Source organism: Rhodococcus sp. BH4 (assembly GCF_002079265.1).
Lineage (GTDB): Bacteria > Actinomycetota > Actinomycetes > Mycobacteriales > Mycobacteriaceae > Rhodococcus_F > Rhodococcus_F qingshengii.
The window spans coordinates 1-20919 of record NZ_CP014942.1; the positions used below are offsets into that span (position 1 = coordinate 1).

General features: G+C 62.6%; 22 protein-coding genes. 8 read left to right on the top strand and 14 right to left on the bottom strand.

The window, feature by feature from the left end:
- Nucleotides 1–349: 349 nt before the first annotated feature.
- The 14 genes from A0W34_RS29295 to A0W34_RS29355 form a co-directional block, all read right to left on the bottom strand.
- Entirely contained in the window at nucleotides 350–811 is a 462-nt protein-coding gene (locus A0W34_RS29295; protein ID WP_003946439.1) for a DUF5956 family protein, read from the bottom strand.
- Between the two features lie 72 nt (nucleotides 812–883).
- A complete protein-coding gene (locus A0W34_RS29300; protein ID WP_003946437.1) occupies nucleotides 884–1594 on the bottom strand; it encodes a hypothetical protein in 711 nt (236 codons plus the stop codon).
- A gap of 57 nt (nucleotides 1595–1651) precedes the next feature.
- Entirely contained in the window at nucleotides 1652–2608 is a 957-nt protein-coding gene (locus A0W34_RS29305; protein WP_147343839.1) for a hypothetical protein, read from the bottom strand.
- A 1317-nt stretch (nucleotides 2609–3925) separates the two neighbouring features.
- Complete coding sequence (locus tag A0W34_RS29315) at nucleotides 3926–4543, bottom strand: hypothetical protein (protein WP_003946082.1); 618 nt, start codon at nucleotides 4541–4543, stop codon at nucleotides 3926–3928.
- 142 nt (nucleotides 4544–4685) lie between these two features.
- A complete protein-coding gene (locus tag A0W34_RS32875; RefSeq protein WP_003946089.1) occupies nucleotides 4686–4853 on the bottom strand; it encodes a hypothetical protein in 168 nt (55 codons plus the stop codon).
- Between the two features lie 95 nt (nucleotides 4854–4948).
- On the bottom strand, nucleotides 4949–5548 hold the full coding sequence (locus A0W34_RS29320; protein ID WP_003946084.1) for a hypothetical protein: 600 nt from the start codon (nucleotides 5546–5548) through the stop codon (nucleotides 4949–4951).
- Nucleotides 5549–5779: 231 nt separating this feature from the next.
- Nucleotides 5780–6811: a magnesium and cobalt transport protein CorA gene (locus A0W34_RS29325; RefSeq protein ID WP_003946088.1), complete on the bottom strand. Its 1032-nt coding sequence runs from the start codon at nucleotides 6809–6811 to the stop codon at nucleotides 5780–5782.
- A gap of 106 nt (nucleotides 6812–6917) precedes the next feature.
- Nucleotides 6918–7199, bottom strand: a complete 282-nt coding sequence (locus A0W34_RS29330; protein ID WP_003946081.1) for a hypothetical protein — start codon at nucleotides 7197–7199, stop codon at nucleotides 6918–6920.
- A 5-nt stretch (nucleotides 7200–7204) separates the two neighbouring features.
- Entirely contained in the window at nucleotides 7205–7405 is a 201-nt protein-coding gene (locus A0W34_RS29335; protein ID WP_003946083.1) for a three-helix bundle dimerization domain-containing protein, read from the bottom strand.
- A 77-nt stretch (nucleotides 7406–7482) separates the two neighbouring features.
- Nucleotides 7483–7719, bottom strand: coding sequence for a hypothetical protein (locus A0W34_RS32880; RefSeq protein ID WP_003946087.1), 237 nt, complete (start codon nucleotides 7717–7719; stop codon nucleotides 7483–7485).
- 91 nt (nucleotides 7720–7810) lie between these two features.
- Entirely contained in the window at nucleotides 7811–8332 is a 522-nt protein-coding gene (locus A0W34_RS29340) for a PaaI family thioesterase (protein WP_231915899.1), read from the bottom strand.
- Entirely contained in the window at nucleotides 8250–8846 is a 597-nt protein-coding gene (locus A0W34_RS29345) for a universal stress protein (protein ID WP_003946090.1), read from the bottom strand. The genes A0W34_RS29340 and A0W34_RS29345 overlap by 83 nt, the downstream gene beginning before the upstream one ends.
- Before the next feature lie 13 nt (nucleotides 8847–8859).
- Entirely contained in the window at nucleotides 8860–10383 is a 1524-nt protein-coding gene (locus A0W34_RS29350; RefSeq protein ID WP_019750069.1) for an MFS transporter, read from the bottom strand.
- 702 nt (nucleotides 10384–11085) lie between these two features.
- Nucleotides 11086–12087, bottom strand: coding sequence for an AraC family transcriptional regulator (locus A0W34_RS29355; RefSeq protein ID WP_003942428.1), 1002 nt, complete (start codon nucleotides 12085–12087; stop codon nucleotides 11086–11088).
- A gap of 127 nt (nucleotides 12088–12214) precedes the next feature.
- On the opposite strand from A0W34_RS29355, the gene A0W34_RS29360 reads away from it, so the two are divergent.
- The 8 genes from A0W34_RS29360 to A0W34_RS29395 all read left to right on the top strand — a co-directional run bounded on the left by A0W34_RS29360 (nucleotide 12215) and on the right by A0W34_RS29395 (nucleotide 20865).
- Nucleotides 12215–12535 (top strand): 2Fe-2S iron-sulfur cluster-binding protein, encoded by a 321-nt coding sequence (locus tag A0W34_RS29360; protein WP_003942421.1) that lies wholly within the window; start codon nucleotides 12215–12217, stop codon nucleotides 12533–12535.
- 24 nt (nucleotides 12536–12559) lie between these two features.
- Nucleotides 12560–13948, top strand: coding sequence for a cytochrome P450 (locus A0W34_RS29365; protein WP_003942426.1), 1389 nt, complete (start codon nucleotides 12560–12562; stop codon nucleotides 13946–13948).
- Complete coding sequence (locus A0W34_RS29370) at nucleotides 13945–15147, top strand: NAD(P)/FAD-dependent oxidoreductase (RefSeq protein WP_003942429.1); 1203 nt, start codon at nucleotides 13945–13947, stop codon at nucleotides 15145–15147. The genes A0W34_RS29365 and A0W34_RS29370 overlap by 4 nt, the downstream gene beginning before the upstream one ends.
- Nucleotides 15148–15214: 67 nt before the next feature.
- Nucleotides 15215–16678: a cytochrome P450 gene (locus A0W34_RS29375; RefSeq protein ID WP_019750067.1), complete on the top strand. Its 1464-nt coding sequence runs from the start codon at nucleotides 15215–15217 to the stop codon at nucleotides 16676–16678.
- Nucleotides 16675–17400: a transglutaminase-like domain-containing protein gene (locus A0W34_RS29380; protein ID WP_003942420.1), complete on the top strand. Its 726-nt coding sequence runs from the start codon at nucleotides 16675–16677 to the stop codon at nucleotides 17398–17400. The genes A0W34_RS29375 and A0W34_RS29380 overlap by 4 nt, the downstream gene beginning before the upstream one ends.
- On the top strand, nucleotides 17397–18926 hold the full coding sequence (locus A0W34_RS29385; protein ID WP_003942430.1) for an aldehyde dehydrogenase family protein: 1530 nt from the start codon (nucleotides 17397–17399) through the stop codon (nucleotides 18924–18926). Before A0W34_RS29380 ends, A0W34_RS29385 begins: the two co-directional genes overlap by 4 nt.
- Nucleotides 18923–19759: an SDR family oxidoreductase gene (locus tag A0W34_RS29390; protein ID WP_003942425.1), complete on the top strand. Its 837-nt coding sequence runs from the start codon at nucleotides 18923–18925 to the stop codon at nucleotides 19757–19759. Before A0W34_RS29385 ends, A0W34_RS29390 begins: the two co-directional genes overlap by 4 nt.
- A gap of 38 nt (nucleotides 19760–19797) precedes the next feature.
- Nucleotides 19798–20865, top strand: a complete 1068-nt coding sequence (locus A0W34_RS29395; RefSeq protein WP_003942427.1) for a BtrH N-terminal domain-containing protein — start codon at nucleotides 19798–19800, stop codon at nucleotides 20863–20865.
- The last annotated feature ends 54 nt before the right edge of the window (nucleotides 20866–20919 follow it).

Consider the following 20919-nt stretch of genomic DNA (forward strand, 5'->3'; position numbering starts at 1 on the left):
AAACCGTCTGGTACAACCTCTATGAACCTGGGGTCGCCCTGCTGGTGCTCGTCGCGATGACCAAACTCGGCGTCCCGGAGCGGACACAGTTGAAATCGCTCAGACAAGGCGCATTGAAGCGCGCAGTCCTCGGCGCTAGGGCGTCCCGTCCTGGACCATGAACGCTACGGCAACGCCCTGTCCCCTAGCTCTGAGAGACCCGACCGGCCGAACCTGTACCGCGCCAGAGGGCTGGTTTCAGAACATCCGGCGCGCATTTAGGCCCTTTGACATGGCTAAACGACACGTCCCCCATGCGAAAAAATACGTGACATCTACAGCCCGGCGGGGCCAGCATCTGCCAGCAGATTCAATCGGCCAGAAGCCTGTTGTACGTAGCGGTGATAATCGTCAACGCTTCGACTTCGTCCGGCGCTGAATTCTTGGCGCGAAGTTCGTCCGCAAGCTCCGCCGCATCCTTGATTCGACTGGGCACTCGTACATACCAGTCGAAACCGCTGGGGAACTTCGCGATTCCCGCCAGCTGAAGGCCGAAATTGACGAACTCATCGATCGTTCTTTGATCGTCGTCGGTGAACTCCTCGAAGTGACTCTCTCGCTGGCCAGTCCGCGGGTTTGTGTGAGTGACCTTGACCGGGGGGCGAGCCGAGATCGGGACGGCAACACGGAAAGCGCGGGCCGGTCCTGCCGCCCACACGGTCATCAGATCGTGGCTGGTCATTGCGACTCGCACATAGTGCCCACCCTCGACGGTATCCGGCAGACTGCTCGGCTCGTGGGAGACCGGGAAATCGCTCCACTGCTGGCTCATCAGTAGGACCTCCTGACATCACCTCGACGGCACACACCATCAGAGTGTGTGCCGCCGAGGTGAGCTTGTCGACTACCCGATCTGGAATTGGCCGATTGTCTCGCCCTCTCGCGAAAGAAGCGGCACAATTCTCGTGGTCGCGGTATCGGTGGACGGTTGCGCCGTCAGATCACTGGCACGGACGAATCCGGCTTGCAGGTCGGATCCGATAGCACTGACCAAGTCAGGCAGCTCAGCGTCGCTTTGAACGTTCAGCGCGTCCCCGTAACTCTCGCCCCTTGCGTTGACTCCGCTCTCGCCCGCCGTGAGAGCTGGCTGGCGCTGAAGAGCTGAGGGCGCAGGGAACTGGAGCGGATCGGTCGGGAACGTGACGTATTCGTTGATGGCGCCGTTCGACTGGTTGAGAACTGCTACGAATCCGTGACTGTTGTAAAAGCCTGCACCGCAGTCCCTTTGCGTGCTGGCAACTTGGGAGTTGGAGATGAGGGCATTGAACCGGTAATCGGTGGCACTGCACAGGGCGCCCTCGCGGAACAGCCGCGCCTTCGCTCCCATGATGCCCGGGGAGACCACGTTGGCGAACGAGGTGTAGATCCGACTGCTCGCGATGGGCACTCCCCCGTTGTCGATAGTCGAGGTGTGGAGGAAGATCGTGCCGTTGACCGGTGGAGTGGGTCCGATCCAACCGGTGCGCACCTCCGCTTGAGCTGGGGACGCACCTACCAGTGCAAGAACAGCTGCTGCGGCGATCGCTCCTGGAATGATTTTTCGTAGAGATGTCATACCTTTGTCCTTTGCTTGGTTGTCAGGCAGAGACATTGACGTGCAGGGGGTTTCGGATCAGCGATTGAAATAGCAGACTCGGTTTTGGGTGGGGCAGATAAATCGTTCGCTCTGTGGCCCAGGACCCCATACTGAAGCCGTTGTCGGGATCGACCAGACATAGTCGTAGCCGGATGGCTGAAACTGCATACGCCCTTCGATGAAGTACGTGCCGGCATCGACGATGTTCGACCCTTGAGCTGGTCCGTAGTTGAATCTGGGGCTCGCCTCCGAGACAGTGAACGGTGATCCCATGTAGTTGATTCCGCAACTCGTATCCAGGATCGGTCCGGGAACCACTTCACGGCAATGGGCGTCGTGCCGAATGAAATTCAGCGAAGGTCCTTCGTCATGGATCACTGTTGTAGTGATTCGTGTGGACCGTCCGTTCAAATTCAAATGAACGATCCAATCGAAGGTTCCCACCACACCGTCTTCGTCGCCGTAGATCATGTTGCTCTTCGCTTCCGACTGGTACTGGGCGATTTCCCTGATGCATGGGGAACTCGAATCCGGTTCACACCAGAGGTCGTAGTCAGGATCATCATTTAGCCGTGACTGCGGATTCGGAGGTGGCACCGGCTCCACAAGGTCAGGGCGAGGGACGACCGGAAGCACCTCCTGGCCGTCGGGAGTAATCAACATCGCTCCGTTGCAGACCCAGTTGGAGATGTTGCGCTCGAGCGCAGTATTGACACACTGCTGCCCAGCACCGGGAACTTGCATCATTTCCGGAGGAAGATCAGTCGAGGGATATTCCTCTACAGCGGGCGACTCAGGGGCAGGTTGGTCGAGTGTGTCTGGCGAGGCGCCGGCCACAGGTGCAACAGCCAGGGATAGCACCATGAGTACGACCGAGACCAGTGTGCGACGTTTCCACAAATTCGTTTTGACCACGCGGAGTACCTCCAGTGAGGTGCAGCAGCTCAGCGAAATGGCTGCCTGCGAAATTGACCGGTTAGCTAAGGCCAGCAAGTGATTCCGTGTGAGACTAACCGACCGCGCGGTTTCAAGCTAGGGCTTCACTGGAAAAATTTCGAGAGAGAACCCCTTTGGCGATTACATCAAAGATGTTTTGCCGCAATGGAAAACAGATCCCGGACCGGGTTTCCCCTCAGGATTGAGCTGGTTTGCCGCTATGTTGTTGAGGGTGAGGAGTTTTCGACAGAATCGAGTGTGCGCCTCTCGCGCGAGGAGAGTATTGAACTGGCTCGGGCTGTGACGACAGCGCCTATTGCGCCGCCGTGTACCCGATCCGCTTCCCGTGTCGCGCACACCGAACTTCTGCGGGCCGATGGATCGGGTGGAGCGACGGTGTTTGTCGAACTCGACGGTTGTGGGCGTGTGTATCTCGATGGCTATCGCACGTTGGTCCCTGATCAGGTGGCGATCCTGTCTCGATGAAGTTGGGTGCCGTCGGTATCTACAGCCGCGCATCCGACGAGGTGGGCGCGCACCGGGGTCCTGGGGGTCAACGAGGCATCGGATCCGCCTTGTTTCAGACGAGAAGGCTTGCTTAGTGCAGAGAACTGAGGAGCGCCCACGCATAGAGCTTTTTGGCATGGTGCCTTCGAGGCGGAGTCCTCCGGCGAGTACGCGCAGAGGGAGCTTGTCGGGGCGCGTGGCGTTCTTCGCCAAGGGCAGGGCGCGGTTCGTTTCGACGATGACCGGCTGGGGCTGTGGGAGTAGTGGGCGCAGGGTCGGGGTCAGTGGCCACGGCTCCTGCCAGCCGTTGAAGTCCGGGGCGGTCATAGCGCCTGCGGAAGTGGAAGCGGAGCCGATTGTTCGGGAGCGTGGGCCGTCCACCCCACTGCCCGGGCTGTGGGGCTCAGATCGAACCTGCCGGACCGGGGCGTATCCCCCGGCCCACTTGACCTCGATATCGACGGAGAAGCCTGTGATGCGGCCATAGCCCTGCCCGATCCCCGTGTAATTGGTGACGTGGGAGTCGATGCGGATATCCGCACCGTCCCATCGCCCTTCGGTGACCACCAGGCAGGAACCTTTGCTGCGTGCACGGGCGACCACCGCGCGCGCTCTGGTCGGCGGAACGGCGGCACCGGCCAGCCCGAGGACAACTAAGTCCATTCCGTCGAGCAGGATCGCTGCACATTCTCTTGGGGTACAGCGCCGTCTCAGATATTTGGGAACACGGTCGTTGCAGCTCAAAGGCTTTCACCGCGAACCTAGCAGATTGCAACAGGTGTCGCGCAGTAGAAACAACAGCCACCGGCCCCAGAACCGCGAGCGGCGCTATTTCTCAAGTCCTTTCATGGCGAACGAACAGTTGAGCTAGTCGCGCCAGATCGCTGTGAACTCGTACCAGGGGCCGCCGAGATGCGTTGCAGAGAAGTGGCCGAACCCAGAAAGTGTCCCGCTGGGTGAGTACACCCACCCCCGCGTCGTGGTGAACATGCTGCCGTTGTCGATGAAATAGACCTCATCAGGAGGTACGACACGGGTGCGACGAATATCGAACGAGCCGATCTCCAACTGTTCGGCAACAGTTCCCGCATTCTTGAGGAGGTCGAGTGCGATGGTCTCGAATTCTCCGCTCTTGTCGAGGAAAGACACCTGAGGCACCAACATCACCACAGCGACCGCGGCGGTGACGACGAGCGGCGCAGGCAGGATCCACCACGACCAGCGCCGGTCCTGACCCACGACGTACAGCGTGCGGATCGCCCACACCAACCCCACCATCACCAGAATGACCAACGCCGCAGCAGAAACGAGCAAAGGATCCAACCATCGGAAACCCCCGAACGGGGAAGGCCACCACCCGTAATGCCTACACATCAACACAAGAACCGGAACAACAGTGAACGCAAGAAGAATCGGCCCCGGAGGCTTCGACGATGCAGGCGGATCAGCTGCTACCCATTCACCCAACGACCTCAGCTTTCGCATCGCCTCACCGTATCGCTATGTAGAAGGGCGGACCTCAGCGATGCCACCCTCGGACCGACCCAGAGCGCTGCGGGCATCCATCGCGCCCGCGGTCGATCCCCTCGTTGTTTTTCAAGTTGTTTCCCCAATGTTCTCCGCGCACTCATTTCAAGCGGCGGATGTTGATCTCCAACAGGATCACCAATATCAGTGTCACAGCCGAAGCAATCAACAACGGTGTGCGGACATACTCGCTCTCCGACCACACGGAAACAGCCACCACGACAATGAGCACGAACAAAGCCAACACCGAGATCTGAAGATTTCGCATTTCCCCTCACATTGGTAGACGAGCACATTTCGCACGCTGCGCCACGCGTTACAAGACCCAGCTGCGTTGAGATCTCATAGGTCCAGACAAGACCTCTAGGTGCCCTGCTCGAAGGAAAACCAGTTCTCAGCAACGGGTTTGAGCCGGCGGAACCGATCCAAATTCGGAGTGCAATTCGCTGTGTACAACCACCCCACGACCTCAGTGGGGGTGCTCCGCCTGCTATCGACGAAGTACACACAGTTGTCCACCCGGATGAAGACAGTGGAGAATTCGTAACCGTCGATCTCGGTGGGGCCGAGATGCTCGGTACCGTCACGCAGCATCGAGTCCGCAAGCTCCGCCATCTCTGGATTGGCTCGATCGAAAGCGCGATCCGTTGGCGTTTGCACCGTGAAGAACACGAGAGCAGTCGCTACCACGACCAGAGGGGCAGGTCCCATCCGCCACGACAGGCGCTGCTCCCGTTTCCAGAAACCGTAGGACCGGACAACCCAGAACACCCCGATGGCAAGGAGTCCCAGGAGCGCGAAACATACCGTGGCGGGTTCGAGGAAAATGACTGCGGCTGTGGGGTACTGCCACCAGTCGTAGCGGACTCCCGCAATTATCGCGAGAAAGGGCACGGCAGCGAGGGCGGTGCCCAGCGCAGGCGGACGCACTAGTCGAGCATCATTGCCGGCGCTACCGAACACCTGTCCCCCTCCTTCTTCGATCCCCGATCGTCGATCGCCTGCACACCCACCATTCACGGACGGTTGAGACTAACGGAATCGATCTGCGTAACAGTGGTTTCGACCTGACCTGCTGCGCAATCCCGCCCGGCAACAGCGTGGTCGCGCGGAGGCAGGGCGGTTCGGTCGTTCACCTCCGTTCGGTTCGAGGAGTTCCGGCCGCAGCCGGCCAAGACCTTCAGATGCTGGCCTTTACAGCCAGCGTTTTCGGCGGAACAAGGTGAACAACGACACCGCGCCGGTCACCGCGATGATCCACCACAGCAGGTACCCGTATCGCCATCGCAGTTCCGGCATGTCCTGAAAGTTCATGCCGTAGATCCCGGCGAACGCAGTCACGAACGCCGCCACCGACGCCCACGCGGTGATCTTGCGCAAATCGGTGTTCTGCTGAACATTGACCCGAGCAAGAGTCGCAGCGACGAGAGAGCTGATGACATCGTCGAACTCGACGATCCGTTCCGCCACCGCGGCGTGGTGTTCGGCGACATCACGCAGATGCCGGTGTACGTCCTTGGGAATCGGCTCCGGCAACGCAGTGGCGGCAGCGAGCGTGGACAGCGCCGCAGCGAGGGGGTTGACCGAACGCCGTAATTCGAGCACTTCGCGTTTGACGAGGTAGATCTGCTCGATAGGGGTGTGACGATCGGGGCTGAGCAGTTCCACTTCCAAAGTGTCGATATCGACGTCGACCGATCCGACCACTCCCAGGTAACCGTCGACGATCCGGTCGATCACCGCGTGCAGGACAGCCCACGGCCCGATTTGCAGGTGTTCCGGCGATCCTTCGAGTTCGGCGCGCACGCCCGCCAACGCGGTATGCGCGCCGTGCCGGACGGTGACGATGAAATCCGACCCGACAGCAGCGAGAATCTCACCGGTTTCGACGATGTCGTCGGCGGTGCGGATCGAGGTCGGTGAAAGGTAGTGGGCCGTGCGCATCACCAACACGGTCACCTTGTCGTATTGTTCGAGTTTGGGGCGTTGATGCGCGTGCACCGAGTCCTCGGCGACCAATTCGTGCAGGCCGTACGTCTGGGCGATTGCCGTCATCTGCTCGAAGGTCGGTGCGAACAACCCGAGCCACACGAACCCCGAACCCCGACGCCGAACCTCATCCAACGCACTCTCCGGTGTGTGAGTGCCGGGGAGTCGCACCCCGTCGACATAGACGGCGCAGTCGACCACAGCAGCGGCAGCACTCGATGGTGGTTGTCGATCCATCCCCGCAGCTCACCGTCCCTGTGCTTCCCTGCCCATGCAGAAGAGGGCGACTCAGGATAGCGGCTGACCGCGCACCGAACGCGATCAGCGCTGCGACGGAAACCGATCAGCTGCGGAAAGAATGTGCGGCAGGCACTTCCGCGGGCACATTGGCGGTAGGAAACCGGCGTGTCAGTTGCTCGACAAGAGCGTGCACCCGATGAAGGTCCTTACGCAGAGCCGCCGCATCGGTGCGCGCCGCCGACGCCAACTCAGGTGCGACCGGGCGCGTACCCCGCACCAGGCGCAGCGCGGATTCGATCCGCTCCGACAACTCGTCGATCTCCGAATTCAACAGAGCCAGAAACACTCTCGCCTGCGCAATATCGGACTCTTCGGCCGCGGACACGGCCTTTATGAAGCGACCAGCGAGGAAAGTTTCTCCCCCGCCATGCGCTCGACGAGCAGAGGAACGAAATCACGCACCTTGTCGTCGAAATGAGCATGAGCAGACGCCACAGCGTCCGCCACGACATCAGCCGAGATCGACGGATACTTCGCAGACAACCTACTCACCGCATGAGCGATCAGACGCTCTTCCTCTTCGGTCTTCATCTGTAAATACTGCGCCCCACCTGCCCATAGTTCAACACGAGAGACGACTATCGGCCGCGGCGACAATCAGCACGTAGTCACGCTCTGCTGCCACGAGTCGAACCCGACCGGCCGAGTTCGCCCCACACCGGCAAACGGGTGCGCGGAACCGGGATGCGATCCTCACGCAATCTCTCACCCTGAAACCATGAGCACCGTCCCGTCGTCGTGACCGAACACGGCCGCAACGCCGCGTTCTGCGACCTGATGGCGCGCGCCGCAGCTTCCGCGGAGGGCTCGGCCTTTTTCTTCGTCATATCTTCCAATGTCGTCATCACGGCACCTCCCTCGCTGAGCGTTTACTCAGCGGCTCGGGCCGAAACACCGAATAAGAAACAGTCCCCGCGGATCGGCTAGAGGGACACGTCAGGGACTGTCCATCTGAGGGCCTTGTTGGTCTTCGTGTGTAGTGGGCGCGGTCGCCGCCGAGGCGTTGTGTCGGGGGGTCAGGAAGTGGTCGATGTCGACGATGAGGAACAGTGCGGTGGCGGTAGTGACCACGTGGGCGTGGTTGTTTTCGATGGTGGCTCGCAGGTGTAGTTTGCGGCCTGCTCGGGAGTGGATGTGAGAGCGGAGGGTGTAGGGGGTGTCGAGCAGGACCGGGGCGAGGTAGTCGATAGCGAGGTGGCGGGTGACGGCGAGCTCTCCCACGGTGTAGAGCAGAAACCCGAACAAGTCGTCGAGGACGGTGGCGACCGCGCCCCCGTGGGCAATCGCTGGGGCGCCGACATGGCGGGAATCGAAGCTGTGGTGGGCGTAGACGCCGTGTGCGTCGCGTCGGACGCGCAACTGGTGGCCGTGAGGGTTAGCCGGTCCGCAACCAAGGCAGTGGGGGTGGTGAGGCGGCAGGTCGACGTGTTCGGGCGGCGCCACAGCGAAGGTACGGATCCAGTCCTCGGCCTCGAAAGGTTCGGGGCCGGCGGTCTCGGGTGTGTTGGTGTTGGGTGTGTGCTCGGTCATGGACGCCTTCCGTAGGTGTCCTCACCATTAGCAATGAGGATGTCGCAGTGGGCTTTGTGGGCAAGCTCGGCCGGCGAGGTAATAGTAGCCGGGCCAGTGGTGACCGGTGGGGGTTCGCGGTGACGATGAGGTCGTCGGCGGTCGGGCCGGCTAGGTGAAACAGTGCGCGGACGGTGGGCTCGGGCAGGATGCGAGTTTCGATGTCGACGGCGCCGTGGGCGATCGCATGTTGGTGCGCGGTGCGCAGGATGGCGTCGGTGGGTGTGGTACCTCGCAGCCGGTCGACGTCAGTACCGAGTGCGCGTTCGTCGATGTCGTGACGGGCGCAGATGATCAGGAGTCGGGCGTGGGTGACGTGAGCCAGCTCGGCGGCGTGGTCGACCACGCGGTAGGAGTAGTCGGATCCGTCGGTGTCGACGAGGATCGTGCGATAGGCCGTCATGATGGGGCCTCTTTCACGAGAAGGGGGTGTTCGAGCGGGGAGGGGTGTTCGTGTGAGTGCGTGACGCGCGGGAGCGGCGGGTGGTGGGGCCGGGAGAGAGGACTGCCAGCACGATCGCCCCGGCGGCGGTGAGGGCGGCCAGCGTGAGCGCGGCCTGGCTGCTGCCGTGCACGAACGCTGCCTTGGCGAACTCGGCCAGCGGTTGGGCCGCCGGTCCGGCCTGGTCAGCGACCTGCAGAGCAGCGGCCAGGGAATCGGCGACCGGGCCGCGGGCGGGCTCGGGAAGCTGGGGCAGAGCGGGCTGGATGTGGTGGGTATAGCCTGCGGCGAGCACGCTGCCAGCCACGGCGATCCCGATCGCGGCGCCGATCTCGCGGGCAGCGTCGTTGACCGCGGCGGCGACCCCCTGTTTGGCCGCAGGGGTGTCGGCGACGATGGCGTAGGTCGCCGGGGCGGTGCACAATCCCAGACCCGCGCTCATGATCAGCAGCGGCCACAGCAGGCCGGGATAGTCCGCGGCCACGGTCAACCGGCTTACCAGCACCAGTCCGGCAGCGATGGCAAGCAGTCCTGAGACGGTCATCACTTTCAACCCGACGAGGCTCGACAACCACGGTGCGATTACCGAGATCACGACCAGCGGCACCACCATCGGCGCCAACGCCAGTGCCGAGGCCAGCGGCCCATAGCCGAGGATCAGCTGCAGGTACTGCACCAACAGCAGGAACACTCCGAAGGTAACCAGGAACTGGATGGTCACCGACAGCGAGCCGGCCCCGAAACCGCGGCGGGCGAACAACCGCACGTCCAGCAGTGGCGCAGAAGACCGCAGCTCTACGATCACAAACACCACCGCTGCCAGGAGACCGACCCCGGCGATAGCGGCGACGAGCTGGTCGGCCCAGCCCCGCGCGGGAACCTCGATCGCGGCGAACACGATCGCCGCGATCGCGACGGCCACCACCGCCGCACCCACCCAGTCCACCGGGGGATGCTCGCTCTCTCGGGACTCGGCGATAGTGCACGCCAACCCCGCCAGCACCACCCCCGCCACGGTCAACCCGACGAACACCGAAGGCCATGACCACCGCTCGAGCAGTACCCCGGCGCCGAGGATGCCCAGCACTGCCCCTGACCCCGCAACTCCGGCCCACACCCCCACCGCCCGGCCACGATGGGCAGCGGCGAACCCCGCGGTCAGGATCGACAGCGTCGAAGGCATCACCAGCGCCGCGCCCACCCCGGCCAGCGCGCGCGCTGCGATCAGCCACACCGGGTCGGCCAGCAGCAGCGGCAGCGCCGACGCGACCGAGAACACCGCCAGCCCCGTGACCAGCACACCGCGACGCCCGTAACGGTCACCGATTGCTCCGGCAGGCAGCACAAGACACGCCAGCACCAGCGTGTAACCGTCGACGATCCAGGTCAACTGGGCTTGCGTCGCCCCGGTCTCGACCGCGATCTGCGGCAACGCCGAGTACAACGCCGCCATGGCCGCGACCACCAGCGCCACCGCCAGGCACGACACCGTCAGCATCCACCACTCGGCCCTGGTCCACCGGTCGATCTCAACAGCGCCCGTCCCAGGTGTGTCCACCGGCGCCTCCCAACTCAAAGACCAACAGTCTCGGTACGAGACCATTCGTATCATAGTGGTGGGGGCTCGGGATAGAGTCGACACATACGCCCAGGGCTGAACGAGACGAATCGGAGGAGCGCGCTCCCATGACCGCCCCGGACCACGCCACGACCGACTCACTCACCGCAGTCGACGAGCAGGCCGATCCGCGGCTAGCACGCTCACGCAACCGGTTACTCGACGCGGCCGCGCCCAACTTCGGGGGTGTCTTGACGTGCCCAAGCAGGCGTTCTCGAACAAAGGTGGTCGGCTGGCGCTCCGGCCCGCGGCCACAACTGCCGCAGCACCTGCCTTCAATCCGGAAAATCTAGGTTCCCATGCGGAGCTGTCACTTCCGAGAAAGATGATCATGCCCGAGCACATGCCCATGCCCACACAGCAGGCATAACCCCTCGCTTTGGCTGCAAAGTGCCCACGTCGACGCGGATTCCACCACTGATCACGCCGTTGCGGTGACCCCGAGACTCAGGAAGATCCTGTCGGACCGAAATCTTGGTCGGCCCCTGGAGTACCACTGATCTCATGCACTGGGAACGGCCCCACACTGATTTACCGCATCCGCCAGCCCCCTCAACCCGCCGGAGACCGGGCGGCTCAGCGTCATGGATGCCGGAACTCGTTCGGAGAACGGCCGGTCCATCGCTTGAAGGCGTGTGAGAAGTTGGTGAGGTCACTGTATCCGAGCTCCGTGGCGACCTCAGTCACCGACATTGATCGGTCGAGTAGCCGCAGCATCGCACGCTCGCGCAGGAATGACTGGCGCAACTCGCGGAAAGTGGTCCCCTCTTCGGAGAGGCGCCGCTTGAGTGTGCTGACGGATATCGACAACTCGCGTGCGACCCAGTGGATACTCCCCTGTGCGGGCTCCTTCTCCAGCAGCCGTCTCGTCTTCTCCGAAAACGACGTGGTCCTGCCCCGCTGGTCGAGAGTTCGCTGCAGATCGCCGATGGCGAGTCGGTATGTGAGGGGATCGGAGAACCGGCAAACCTCGTTAAGCGTGTCCGCGGGAACATGAAGGAAGGACATCGGAGCGCCGAAAAACAGGCGCCCGGCTATTAAGTCCTCATGATTGGACAGGAGGGGCGGCACCGGCCAACTCAAGTGGAGTGTGACGGTAGGCATGTCGCCGGCGAGCATGTCAAGCAGTCGCAGTAGCGCCGACCCGCAGTAGGCGACGACCAGGCAGTCCAGGGCCGGATCGCTTGTGTGTGCGGTGAACCCGATGGTGAGGCCGTGGTCACTTGGATGGAACTGTGGACTGAGAGCTGTCGAGATCAACGGCAGATAGGTGAGCAACTCCACGATCTCGGCTACCGAGCCTGCGCTGACCAGCGGAGAACTCAACGGGCCGAAGGACGTCAACTGGGCCTGTTCAGCGAACGCAAAGCCGAGCAGTGTTGCCTGGTCGACGTCGAGTTCGGGGTAGACCTCCCGAAACCACCGTATGGGGGCCTGAACGTCGCGCTGAATCAGCGTCGCCTCGTCGGTTCCTTCGCGAGACATGATGTTGCGAAGCCGCGCGACGGCGTCTGGGTCGAATGCTTGGCGCTCGAGCAATTGCACGAACAGGAGCGGGGGCACACCCTCGTCATCGAGGATCATTGGTTCACCAGATCCCTTTGAGCCGAATTCACAAGTTTTTGACTCCGCAGAACATAGCCGTAGCGGTCATCCCCGACGACACTTTGATCAAGTTCCCAAGGCGAGGACAACGTATCAGGAGTTGGTTATGGCAGTTGTCACCTTTGTCTCACACGACGGCAAGAAGCACGAGGTCCCTTTCCAAGAAGGACAGTCGCTGATGCAGGTCGCGACCAACAATGCAGTGCCCGGCATCGACGGCGACTGCGGAGGCGAGGCCGCGTGCGGCACCTGCCATGTGATCGTCGATCCGCAGTGGTCCGAGGAGGTGGGCCTCTCCGGCTCCGACGAGGAGGAGATGCTCGCGATGAACCCTGAGCGTCAACCGACCTCTCGACTGTCCTGCCAGATTCCGGTCTCCGAGGCGTGGGACGGCCTGACCGTCCTAATGCCTGAGTTTCAGATGTGACGACGAGAGAGACGATAAGACGCAATGAAGTTTTCTGAGGCAATCGCCGCTAAGGTTCAGTCGACTATCCCGATGGAGCGGCAGATCCAGGGCGCACAACTGTACGACAAGACGCGGCGATGGGTGACCGGAGCGAACGGAGAGAGGCTTTTCATCGAGAGCCCCATCCCTCCTGTGGAGGACGTCGAACTCGCCGACATCGACCTCAGCAACCCTTTCCTCTATCGCCAGGGGCGCTGGCAGTCGTACTTCGAGCGCGTACGCAACGAGGCTCCGGTCCACTACCAGCCTAACAGTCCGTTCGGGCCGTTCTGGTCCGTCACAAGGCATGCCGACATCATGGCCGTCGACAAGAACCACGAGGTCTTCTCCGCCGAGCCGTTGATCGTCATCGGGGTTCCACCTCGTTTTCTTGATATCGAGATGTTCATAGCGATGGATCCGCCACGACACGACGCGCAGCGGGCCGCTGTCCAAGGCGTGGTCGCACCGAAGAACCTGCGTGAGATGGAGGGTCTGATTCGATCGCGCGTCCAGGAGGTGCTGGACAACCTGCCCGTGGATCAGCCGTTCGACTGGGTCCAGAACGTCTCGGTCGAGTTGACCGCTCGGATGCTTGCGACCCTCCTGGACTTTCCCTACGAGCAGCGCCGCAAGCTCGCTTACTGGTCTGATCTCGCATCCTCGATGGAGCAAGCCAACGGCGGCCCCTCGGACAATGACGAGGTGTTCCGCGGCATGCGCGACATGGCGCGAGGTCTCAGCACTCTCTGGCGCGACAAGGCTGCCCGGACAGCTGCCGGGGAGGAACCCGGATTCGACTTGATCACCCTGTTGCAGAGCAACGAAGACACCAAGGATCTGATCGACCGACCGATGGAGTTCCTGGGCAACCTTGTGTTGCTGATCGTCGGAGGCAACGACACGACGCGGAACTCGATGAGCGGCGGTGTTCTCGCGTTGAACCGGTTCCCTGACCAGTTCGAGAAGCTGAAGGCGAACCCTGACCTGATCCCCAATATGGTCTCGGAGATCATTCGGTGGCAAACACCGTTGGCCTACATGCGCCGGATCGCCAAGGCCGACACCGTGCTGAACGGGCAGTTCATCCGCAAGGGCGACAAGGTAGTGATGTGGTACGCCTCAGGCAACCGTGATGAGCGGATGTTCGATCGGCCCGACGACTTCATCATCGACCGGGCCAACGCTCGCAACCACATCTCCTTCGGCTTCGGTGTCCACCGCTGCATGGGCAACCGACTGGCGGAATTACAGCTGCGGATTCTCTGGGAAGAGTTGCTTTCTCGCTTCGAAAAGATCGAGGTCGTCGGCGAGCCCGAGTATGTGCAGTCCAACTTTGTCAGGGGCATCAGCAAGATGATGGTCCGTCTCACCCCGAAATCCGACGTATGACCTTACATCGGGCCCTCGTCGTCGGGGCCAGCCATGCCGGAGCCCAACTCGCGGCCAGTCTTCGACAGGAAGGGTGGACCGGCGAGATCGTTCTCATCGGCGATGAGTCGACGTTGCCCTACCAACGCCCTCCTTTGTCGAAGGCGTACCTGGCCGGGAAGAGCACACTCGACGAGCTTGCGATCCGCAATGCCGATTTCTATAGCAAGCAGGGAATCCAAGTCCTGAATGCGACGGTGGAGGCGATCGACCGCTCGGGTGGTCATCTCTCACTGAGTACCGGCGGCGCACTAGCTTACGACCAGCTTGCGCTGTGCACTGGCGCCCGCCCTCGGCGACTCCCCACCCCGGGAGCCAACTTGGCCGGAGTCTACTACTTACGCACAGTCGCAGACGTCGAGATGATCCGAGTGGCCGCCCACGCAGGACGTCGGGCAGTGATCATCGGCGGCGGTTACATCGGACTGGAGACGGCTGCCTCGTTGCGTGCACTGGGGCTGGAGGTCACCGTGCTCGAGGCGACTGGGCGCGTCCTTGAGCGGGTCACTGCCCCCGAAGTATCAGCGTTCTTCGACCGTATTCACCGGCAGGAGGGCGTGAAAATCCGGACGGGTGTGCTGGTCGAGGTTCTGTCCGGCGAGGACAGGGTCCGTGAAGTAGTTCTGTCCGGTGGCGAGTCAATTCCCGCTGACCTCGTCATTGTCGGCATCGGCGTTGAGCCGAACACCGATCTTGCCGCCGCCGCAGGTCTGGTCATTGATAACGGCGTCGTGATCGACGACCAGGCCCGGACCAGCGACCCCGACATCGTGGCCGCCGGGGATTGCGCAAGCCACAGCATGGCTCGCTACAGCCGCCCTCTACGCCTGGAGTCTGTGCCGAGCGCGCACGAGCAAGCCAAGGTCGCTGCCGCGACGGTGTGTGGGAAGTCCAAGAAGATAGCGGCGCTTCCATGGTTCTGGTCGGATCAATATGATCTCAAGCTCCAGATCGCCGGTCTGAACACCGGTTACGACGAAGTCATCCTCAGCGGAGACCCGACCCGAGACCGCGACTTCACCTGCTTCTACCTCCGTGAGGGAGAGCTTATTGGCGCCGACTGCATCAACCGCCCCCGTGACTTCATGTTCAGCAAGCGGGTAATCACGCAGCAACTCCCCATCGACCGAACTGAACTGGCGCTTGCCAGCTCCGCCTGAGATGACGGGTCTTCGGGCGATGGGTACGAAATGGTGAGTGCGGGCTGCGTTTCGGAAAGGAACACAAGTGACGAACATTATCCATCTCCCGCTGGCGAAGGGTCGTGAGCGACTCTCGTCGGTCCTCATGGTGCCACTGCCGAGTCGGGTCGACGCGGCCCTGCTCGGGGCCAGTGACCGGTGGCCTGTCCGAGAGCTCGCCCCGCCCCCGGCGGGGTCAGGCCTCAAACCGGTCTTAGGGACCGCTGGCATGCCTCTGCTCGGTCACACCCTGGACTACATCCGGTTCGGATCTAACTTCTCCCGGGCCAGGTACCAGCGGCTAGGACCTGTGTCGTGGATGGGCGCCTTCGGCACGAAAATAGTGGCGGTTGCCGGACCGGATGCCATACAGGAGGTGCTGACCACCAAGGCGAAGTCGTTCTCCCAGGACGGGTGGACCTATCTCATCGATGCCTTTTTTCATCGGGGCCTGATGTTGATGAGCTTCGACGAACACAGGATGCATCGGCGGATCATGCAGGAGGCGTTCACCCGCGACCGACTCGCCGGCTACGTCGACCAGCTCGGCCCGACGCTGGAGGCCAGCATCCCAGGGTGGACAGCGGGACAATCCACCACGCGCATCTACCCGCTGCTGAAGGCACTAACTCTCGACGTCGCCACGAAGGTCTTCATGGCAGGTCGGGGGGGTAGCGAGGATACCGATGCCATCAACGACGCCTTCGTGGCCACCGTGCGTGCGGCCAGCTCGATCATCCGTTTCCCGTTACCGGGGACTCGTTGGCGAGCGGGAGTCCGTGGGCGCGCGCTCTTGGAGGACTACTTCACCCGGCACCTGCCGGCGGCTCGAAGTGGCCAAGGAGGCGACCTCTTTGCGGGGCTGTGCCATGCGCGCACGGCCGACGGTGAGGCGTTCACCGATGAGGACGTCGTTAGCCACATGATCTTCTTGATGATGGCGGCCCACGACACATCGACCATCACCACCACCGCTGCCGCCTACTTCCTCGCCAAGCACCCGGCCTGGCAGGAACGGGCGCGGGCCGAGTCCGACCGACTCGGTGGACGCCGCCCGGACATCGACGACCTGGACTCACTGGAGACTCTCGACCTGGTGATCAAGGAGACACTCCGTCTGGTGGCGCCCGTGCCCATCGTGATGCGCAAGACGGTCGAAGACGTGGATATCGCCGGCCACCACATCCCGGCGGACACCCTGGTGGCCGTGGCTCCGTCGGTGAACCACTTCGACGAGTCGTGCTGGACCGACCCCGACACCTTTGACCCTGACCGCTTCAGCGAACCGCGGCGTGAGGACCAGAATCACCGCCTCGGGTGGATCCCCTTCGGAGGAGGGGTACACAAGTGCATCGGTCTGCACTTCGGCACCCTCGAAGTCAAGGCGATTCTGCACCACATGCTACGCACCTACACCTGGACGGTCCCCGATCAGTATGAAGCGAGGTGGGACAACACCTCGCTCCCCATTCCGGTCGACGGGTTGCCGATAACTCTGGAGCGCAGATGAATAAGGCACCGCTGGCGCACTCGTGGGCGACCGACTTCCTCGACATCGAGCACGAGTCCGTCCGGGCGTTCACCGCCGCCGCGGTTGGGGATGCGGGCACCGACCGGGACAAGGCGAAGCGCCTCTTCGCCGCCGTCCGCGACCAGATCCGGTACGACCCCTACACGGTGTCGGACGATCCCGCCCATTATCGAGCAAGCTTCGTCCTCGAGACCGGGCGCGCCTATTGCGTCCCGAAGGCGGTGCTCTTGACCGCGGTGTGCCGTGCGGCAGGGATTCCGGCGCTACTGGGGTTTGCCGACGTCCGAAATCATTTGCAGACCGAAGCGTTGCGAGCGCTCATGGGCGGCACGGACCTGTTCGTCTATCACGGCTACAGCCATCTCTACGTCAACGGCCGGTGGATGAAGGCGACCCCGGCGTTCAACACCGAGTTGTGTGCCCGTTTCGGGGTGCCGCCGGTGGATTTCGATGGCGAGCACGACGCCCTCCTGCACGCCTTCGCCGCCGACGGAGCCCTGCACATGGAGTATGTCCGCGAGCGCGGCGTCTTCGACGACCTGCCTTTGAACACGATCTTGACCGAGCTTCGGCATACCTATGGACAGCGAATCTTTGAGCGCACCCACGTGATCGCTGACGCTTTCACCGACACACCCGACAGATGCACCCAGCCCGACGGGATCGCCCGCGGGCTCCACTCACTCCCGGAGGCCCGATGAGCACGGCGACCACAGCGGATGCCCTGGACGTACGCAACCCCGCCGACGGCCGGCTGGTCGCAACCGTCCCCATCGATACCCGCGAGACCGTGAACAGCATCGCGGCCGATCTCCGCCGCGCTCAGCTCGGGTGGGCTCAGGCAAGCCCGCGGCAACGCTCCCGATGGTTGCATCGCTGGCGAGACTGGATCCTGGCTCACACCGACGAACTCACCGATCTGCTGCAAGCCGAAACAGGCAAGGTGCGCCCCGACGCCCTGGTTGAGACGACAGCATCGTGCGAGTTCATCACCTACTACGCAAACCATGCCGAGAAGTTTCTCGCTGACGAGCAAGTCCGATCCGCAGGTCTGCTAAGTCTGCCGAAACGGTTGTCCAAGACCTACCACCCGTACCCGGTTGTCGGGCTCATCACACCGTGGAACTTCCCGATCACCCTCTTCCTCATGGATGCAGCTCCTGCGCTGGCTGCCGGATGCGCAGTCCTGGCGAAGTCCTCGGAAGAGACGCCACTGACCTGTGCACGAGTCGTCGAGGGCTGGCACGAGATCGGCGCCCCACCAGTTTTGGCGCATGTTGTGGGTGCTAGCGAAGCAGGTGCTGCGGTCGTGGACGCCGCTGACTTCGTTCAGTTCACGGGCTCGACAGCCACCGGGAGGACAATCGCGATCCGCTGTGCCGAGCAATTGAAGCCTGTGAGCTTGGAGTTAGGTGGTAAAGATCCGGCGATCGTGCTGGAGGATGCCGACCTTGCTCGTGCTGTGGAGGGGATCGCGTGGGGCGGTCTGTTCAACGCGGGGCAGGTCTGCATCTCAGTCGAGCGGGTGTATGTGGTCTCTGAGATCTACGACGAGTTCGTGGCCCGGCTGGCTCAACGAGTACGGTCACTTACCCAAGGTGCCGCGGCAGGTGACGACGTAGGTGCGATGGTCACGGCGAGACAGGTCGAGATAGCCGATCGCCACGTCAGCCAGGCAGTGGCGGCAGGTGCGCAGGTACTGGCCGGCGGAACCCTAAGCGCGGTCGGGAACTACTACGCTCCAACCGTTGTGGTCGGCGTCGACCACACAATGGCCTGCATGACCGAGGAGACCTTCGGCCCCACGATCCCTGTGATGCGTGTCGCGGACGAGGACGAGGCCATCCACCTGGCTAACGACTCGGCGTTCGGCTTGTCTGCCACAGTGTGGACCCGCGACCATGCTCGTGCGCGGCGTATCGCACAACGTCTGGACGCGGGTGCAGTCAACATCAACGACGTCTTCAGCAACCTCTTCGCCACCACACTGCCGCACAGTGGATGGAAGGCCTCAGGTATCGGTGCGCGACTAGGCGGCGCCTACGGACTTCACAAATACTGCCGGGTCCAGTCCGTGACCGAGCCGCGGATCCCTGTCCTGACACGAGAACTCACGTGGTACCCGTACACCTCCCGACGTACGGCCATCGCCGAAAAAGTATTGCGTGCAGCAGCCGGTCGCGGTCTACGACAACGCCTCGGCCTGAACAAGGAGCACAGCAAGTGACGACACACAATCCCCATACCGCCGCGAAAACAGTGGCGATCACCGGGGGAGCCCGCGGCATCGGCTACCAGACCGCGAAGGAGCTGATCCGACGAGGTCACCGCGTGGCCATCGGCGACATCGACGAGGCACGTGCTAAGGAGACCGCCGCCGAACTGGGGGTTAAGGTTGTCACCCGCCTCGATGTCACCGACCCTGACTCGTTCAAAGACTTTCTCGACCTAGTCGAGGGAGACCTCGGCCCCCTCGACGTGCTGATCAACAACGCGGGCATCATGCCCACCGGGCACACCCACGAGGAAGACGACGCGGTGACCCGGCGGCAGGTCGAGATCAACGTCCTGGGAGTCATCTTTGGGACCAAACTCGCCCTTCAACGGATGCTCCCTCGTCGTACTGGACACATCATCAACACCGCATCACTGGCCGGCGAGCTCGCCGTCCCCGGTCTGGCGACCTACTGCGGCACCAAATTCGCGGTCATCGGATTCACGGAGGCGGCGCGACTGGAATACCGCAAGTCAGGCGTGCGGCTGTCCACAGTGCGGCCCACGTTCACCAACACCGAACTCGTTGCTGGGACAGCAGGAGCCAAGGGACTGCGCAATGCAGAGCCCGAGGAAATCGCTCGAGTGACAGGCGAACTGATCGAGAAACCGCGGCCCTTCGTGCGCGTCACTCGCCTCGCAGGGAGCATGGTCGCAGCGATGAAGTTCGTCCCCGAACGGCTCGCCACCAGGCTCGGATCGGCCCTGGACACAGACTCTGTATTCCTCGACGACGTGGACATGGGGGCACGTCAGGCCTACCTGGACAGAATTCGGAACAACTGACCTGGTCTTCGAACCCACCACCCAGAAAAGGAAGATACATGCCCCGCAAGATCCTGATCAAGGACTACCCCCATCAGATCGGGGGGCACTGTGGTTCTGGCGCAATGCGGGATCTTCTGCACTGGCATGGACTGGGGTGGGAAGGGCCACCCGATGAAGGTCTGGTGTTCGCACTCGGCGGCTCGCTGGGGCTAGCGTACCTCCGATCGAATGACCTGGTTCCACCATTGTATTTGGTGGGACGAGGGGCCGACTTCGAAATCGATCTACCCCGCCGGCTAGGCGGACAGGTCCACGTTCTCACCACCGACGATCCCAGTGAGGGATGGTCTTGGGTTCTCGACGAGATCGACGCAGGCAGACCCAGCCTGGTGTGGGGCGACATAGCCGAGCTACCGTACCTGCAGGTCCAGTTGCAGATGAGTCGCCACGACATCGTGGTGATCGGTTACGACGAAGCTAAGGGGATTGCCTTCGTCGTAGACAATGATCGCGCCGAGGTGCAGGAAGTCCCGCTCGATTCGCTGGCTCGGGCGCGTTCCTCGACGTCCTTCCCTCAACCGACGCGCCACTGTACATACCGCATCACCTGGCCGAGCGCGCTGCCAGACATGGCAACAGTGGCGGCAGAGGCATTTCGCCAATCCGCGGCCAACATGCGCCACCCGTCACAGCCGGGGATCGTTGATCTCACGACCATGGAGGCCGGGGCCGAGGGGCTAGCTGCAGTCGAGCAGTTGGCGGCCGACCTTCGAGCCTGGGCAGACCTTCCGACAAGAGATCTTGAGATCTTCCTGTTCAGTCTGGGCGCTTTCATCGAGAAGGCGGGCACCGGCGGCGGCCTATTCCGCCGGTTGCTCGCCGATGGCTGCGCGGATGTCGCACGCCTGACCGGTGATCTAGCCACCGCCGACCTCGCCGTCGCCGCCAGCCGTTGTGCGCAGGCATGGACCGAAACTGCACGTGCCGGGACCCAACGCGACATTGATGCGCGCGCTCGCTTAGCGGCGGTGGTCACGGCGGCTAGCCGACTACCAGAACTCGAGTCGAACCTGGTCGAGTCCCTGGAATTGGCTTCAACCTCACTTACGGCTGCAGGTCTCTGACAGCCCGCTGTTAACCAGGACGCCCGGTGAATTGATCTGCGGATCGCTGTTCGT

Bases quoted from the DNA above. Each gene is read 5' to 3' on its own strand.
- A0W34_RS29345 (WP_003946090.1), bottom strand. From the start codon at position 8,846: ATGACGGCCTATCGCACGATCCTCGTCGACACCGACGGATCCGACTAC.
- A0W34_RS29350 (WP_019750069.1), bottom strand. From the start codon at position 10,383: ATGCTGACGGTGTCGTGCCTGGCGGTGGCGCTGGTGGTCGCGGCCATG.
- A0W34_RS29355 (WP_003942428.1), bottom strand. From the start codon at position 12,087: ATGATCCTCGATGACGAGGGTGTGCCCCCGCTCCTGTTCGTGCAATTG.
- A0W34_RS29335 (WP_003946083.1), bottom strand. From the start codon at position 7,405: ATGAAGACCGAAGAGGAAGAGCGTCTGATCGCTCATGCGGTGAGTAGG.
- A0W34_RS29395 (WP_003942427.1), top strand. From the start codon at position 19,798: ATGCCCCGCAAGATCCTGATCAAGGACTACCCCCATCAGATCGGGGGG.
- A0W34_RS29365 (WP_003942426.1), top strand. From the start codon at position 12,560: ATGAAGTTTTCTGAGGCAATCGCCGCTAAGGTTCAGTCGACTATCCCG.
- A0W34_RS29325 (WP_003946088.1), bottom strand. From the start codon at position 6,811: ATGGATCGACAACCACCATCGAGTGCTGCCGCTGCTGTGGTCGACTGC.
- A0W34_RS29380 (WP_003942420.1), top strand. From the start codon at position 16,675: ATGAATAAGGCACCGCTGGCGCACTCGTGGGCGACCGACTTCCTCGAC.
- A0W34_RS29300 (WP_003946437.1), bottom strand. From the start codon at position 1,594: ATGACATCTCTACGAAAAATCATTCCAGGAGCGATCGCCGCAGCAGCT.
- A0W34_RS29370 (WP_003942429.1), top strand. From the start codon at position 13,945: ATGACCTTACATCGGGCCCTCGTCGTCGGGGCCAGCCATGCCGGAGCC.
- A0W34_RS29360 (WP_003942421.1), top strand. From the start codon at position 12,215: ATGGCAGTTGTCACCTTTGTCTCACACGACGGCAAGAAGCACGAGGTC.
- A0W34_RS29385 (WP_003942430.1), top strand. From the start codon at position 17,397: ATGAGCACGGCGACCACAGCGGATGCCCTGGACGTACGCAACCCCGCC.
- A0W34_RS29315 (WP_003946082.1), bottom strand. From the start codon at position 4,543: ATGCGAAAGCTGAGGTCGTTGGGTGAATGGGTAGCAGCTGATCCGCCT.
- A0W34_RS32875 (WP_003946089.1), bottom strand. From the start codon at position 4,853: ATGCGAAATCTTCAGATCTCGGTGTTGGCTTTGTTCGTGCTCATTGTC.
- A0W34_RS32880 (WP_003946087.1), bottom strand. From the start codon at position 7,719: ATGACGACATTGGAAGATATGACGAAGAAAAAGGCCGAGCCCTCCGCG.
- A0W34_RS29295 (WP_003946439.1), bottom strand. From the start codon at position 811: ATGAGCCAGCAGTGGAGCGATTTCCCGGTCTCCCACGAGCCGAGCAGT.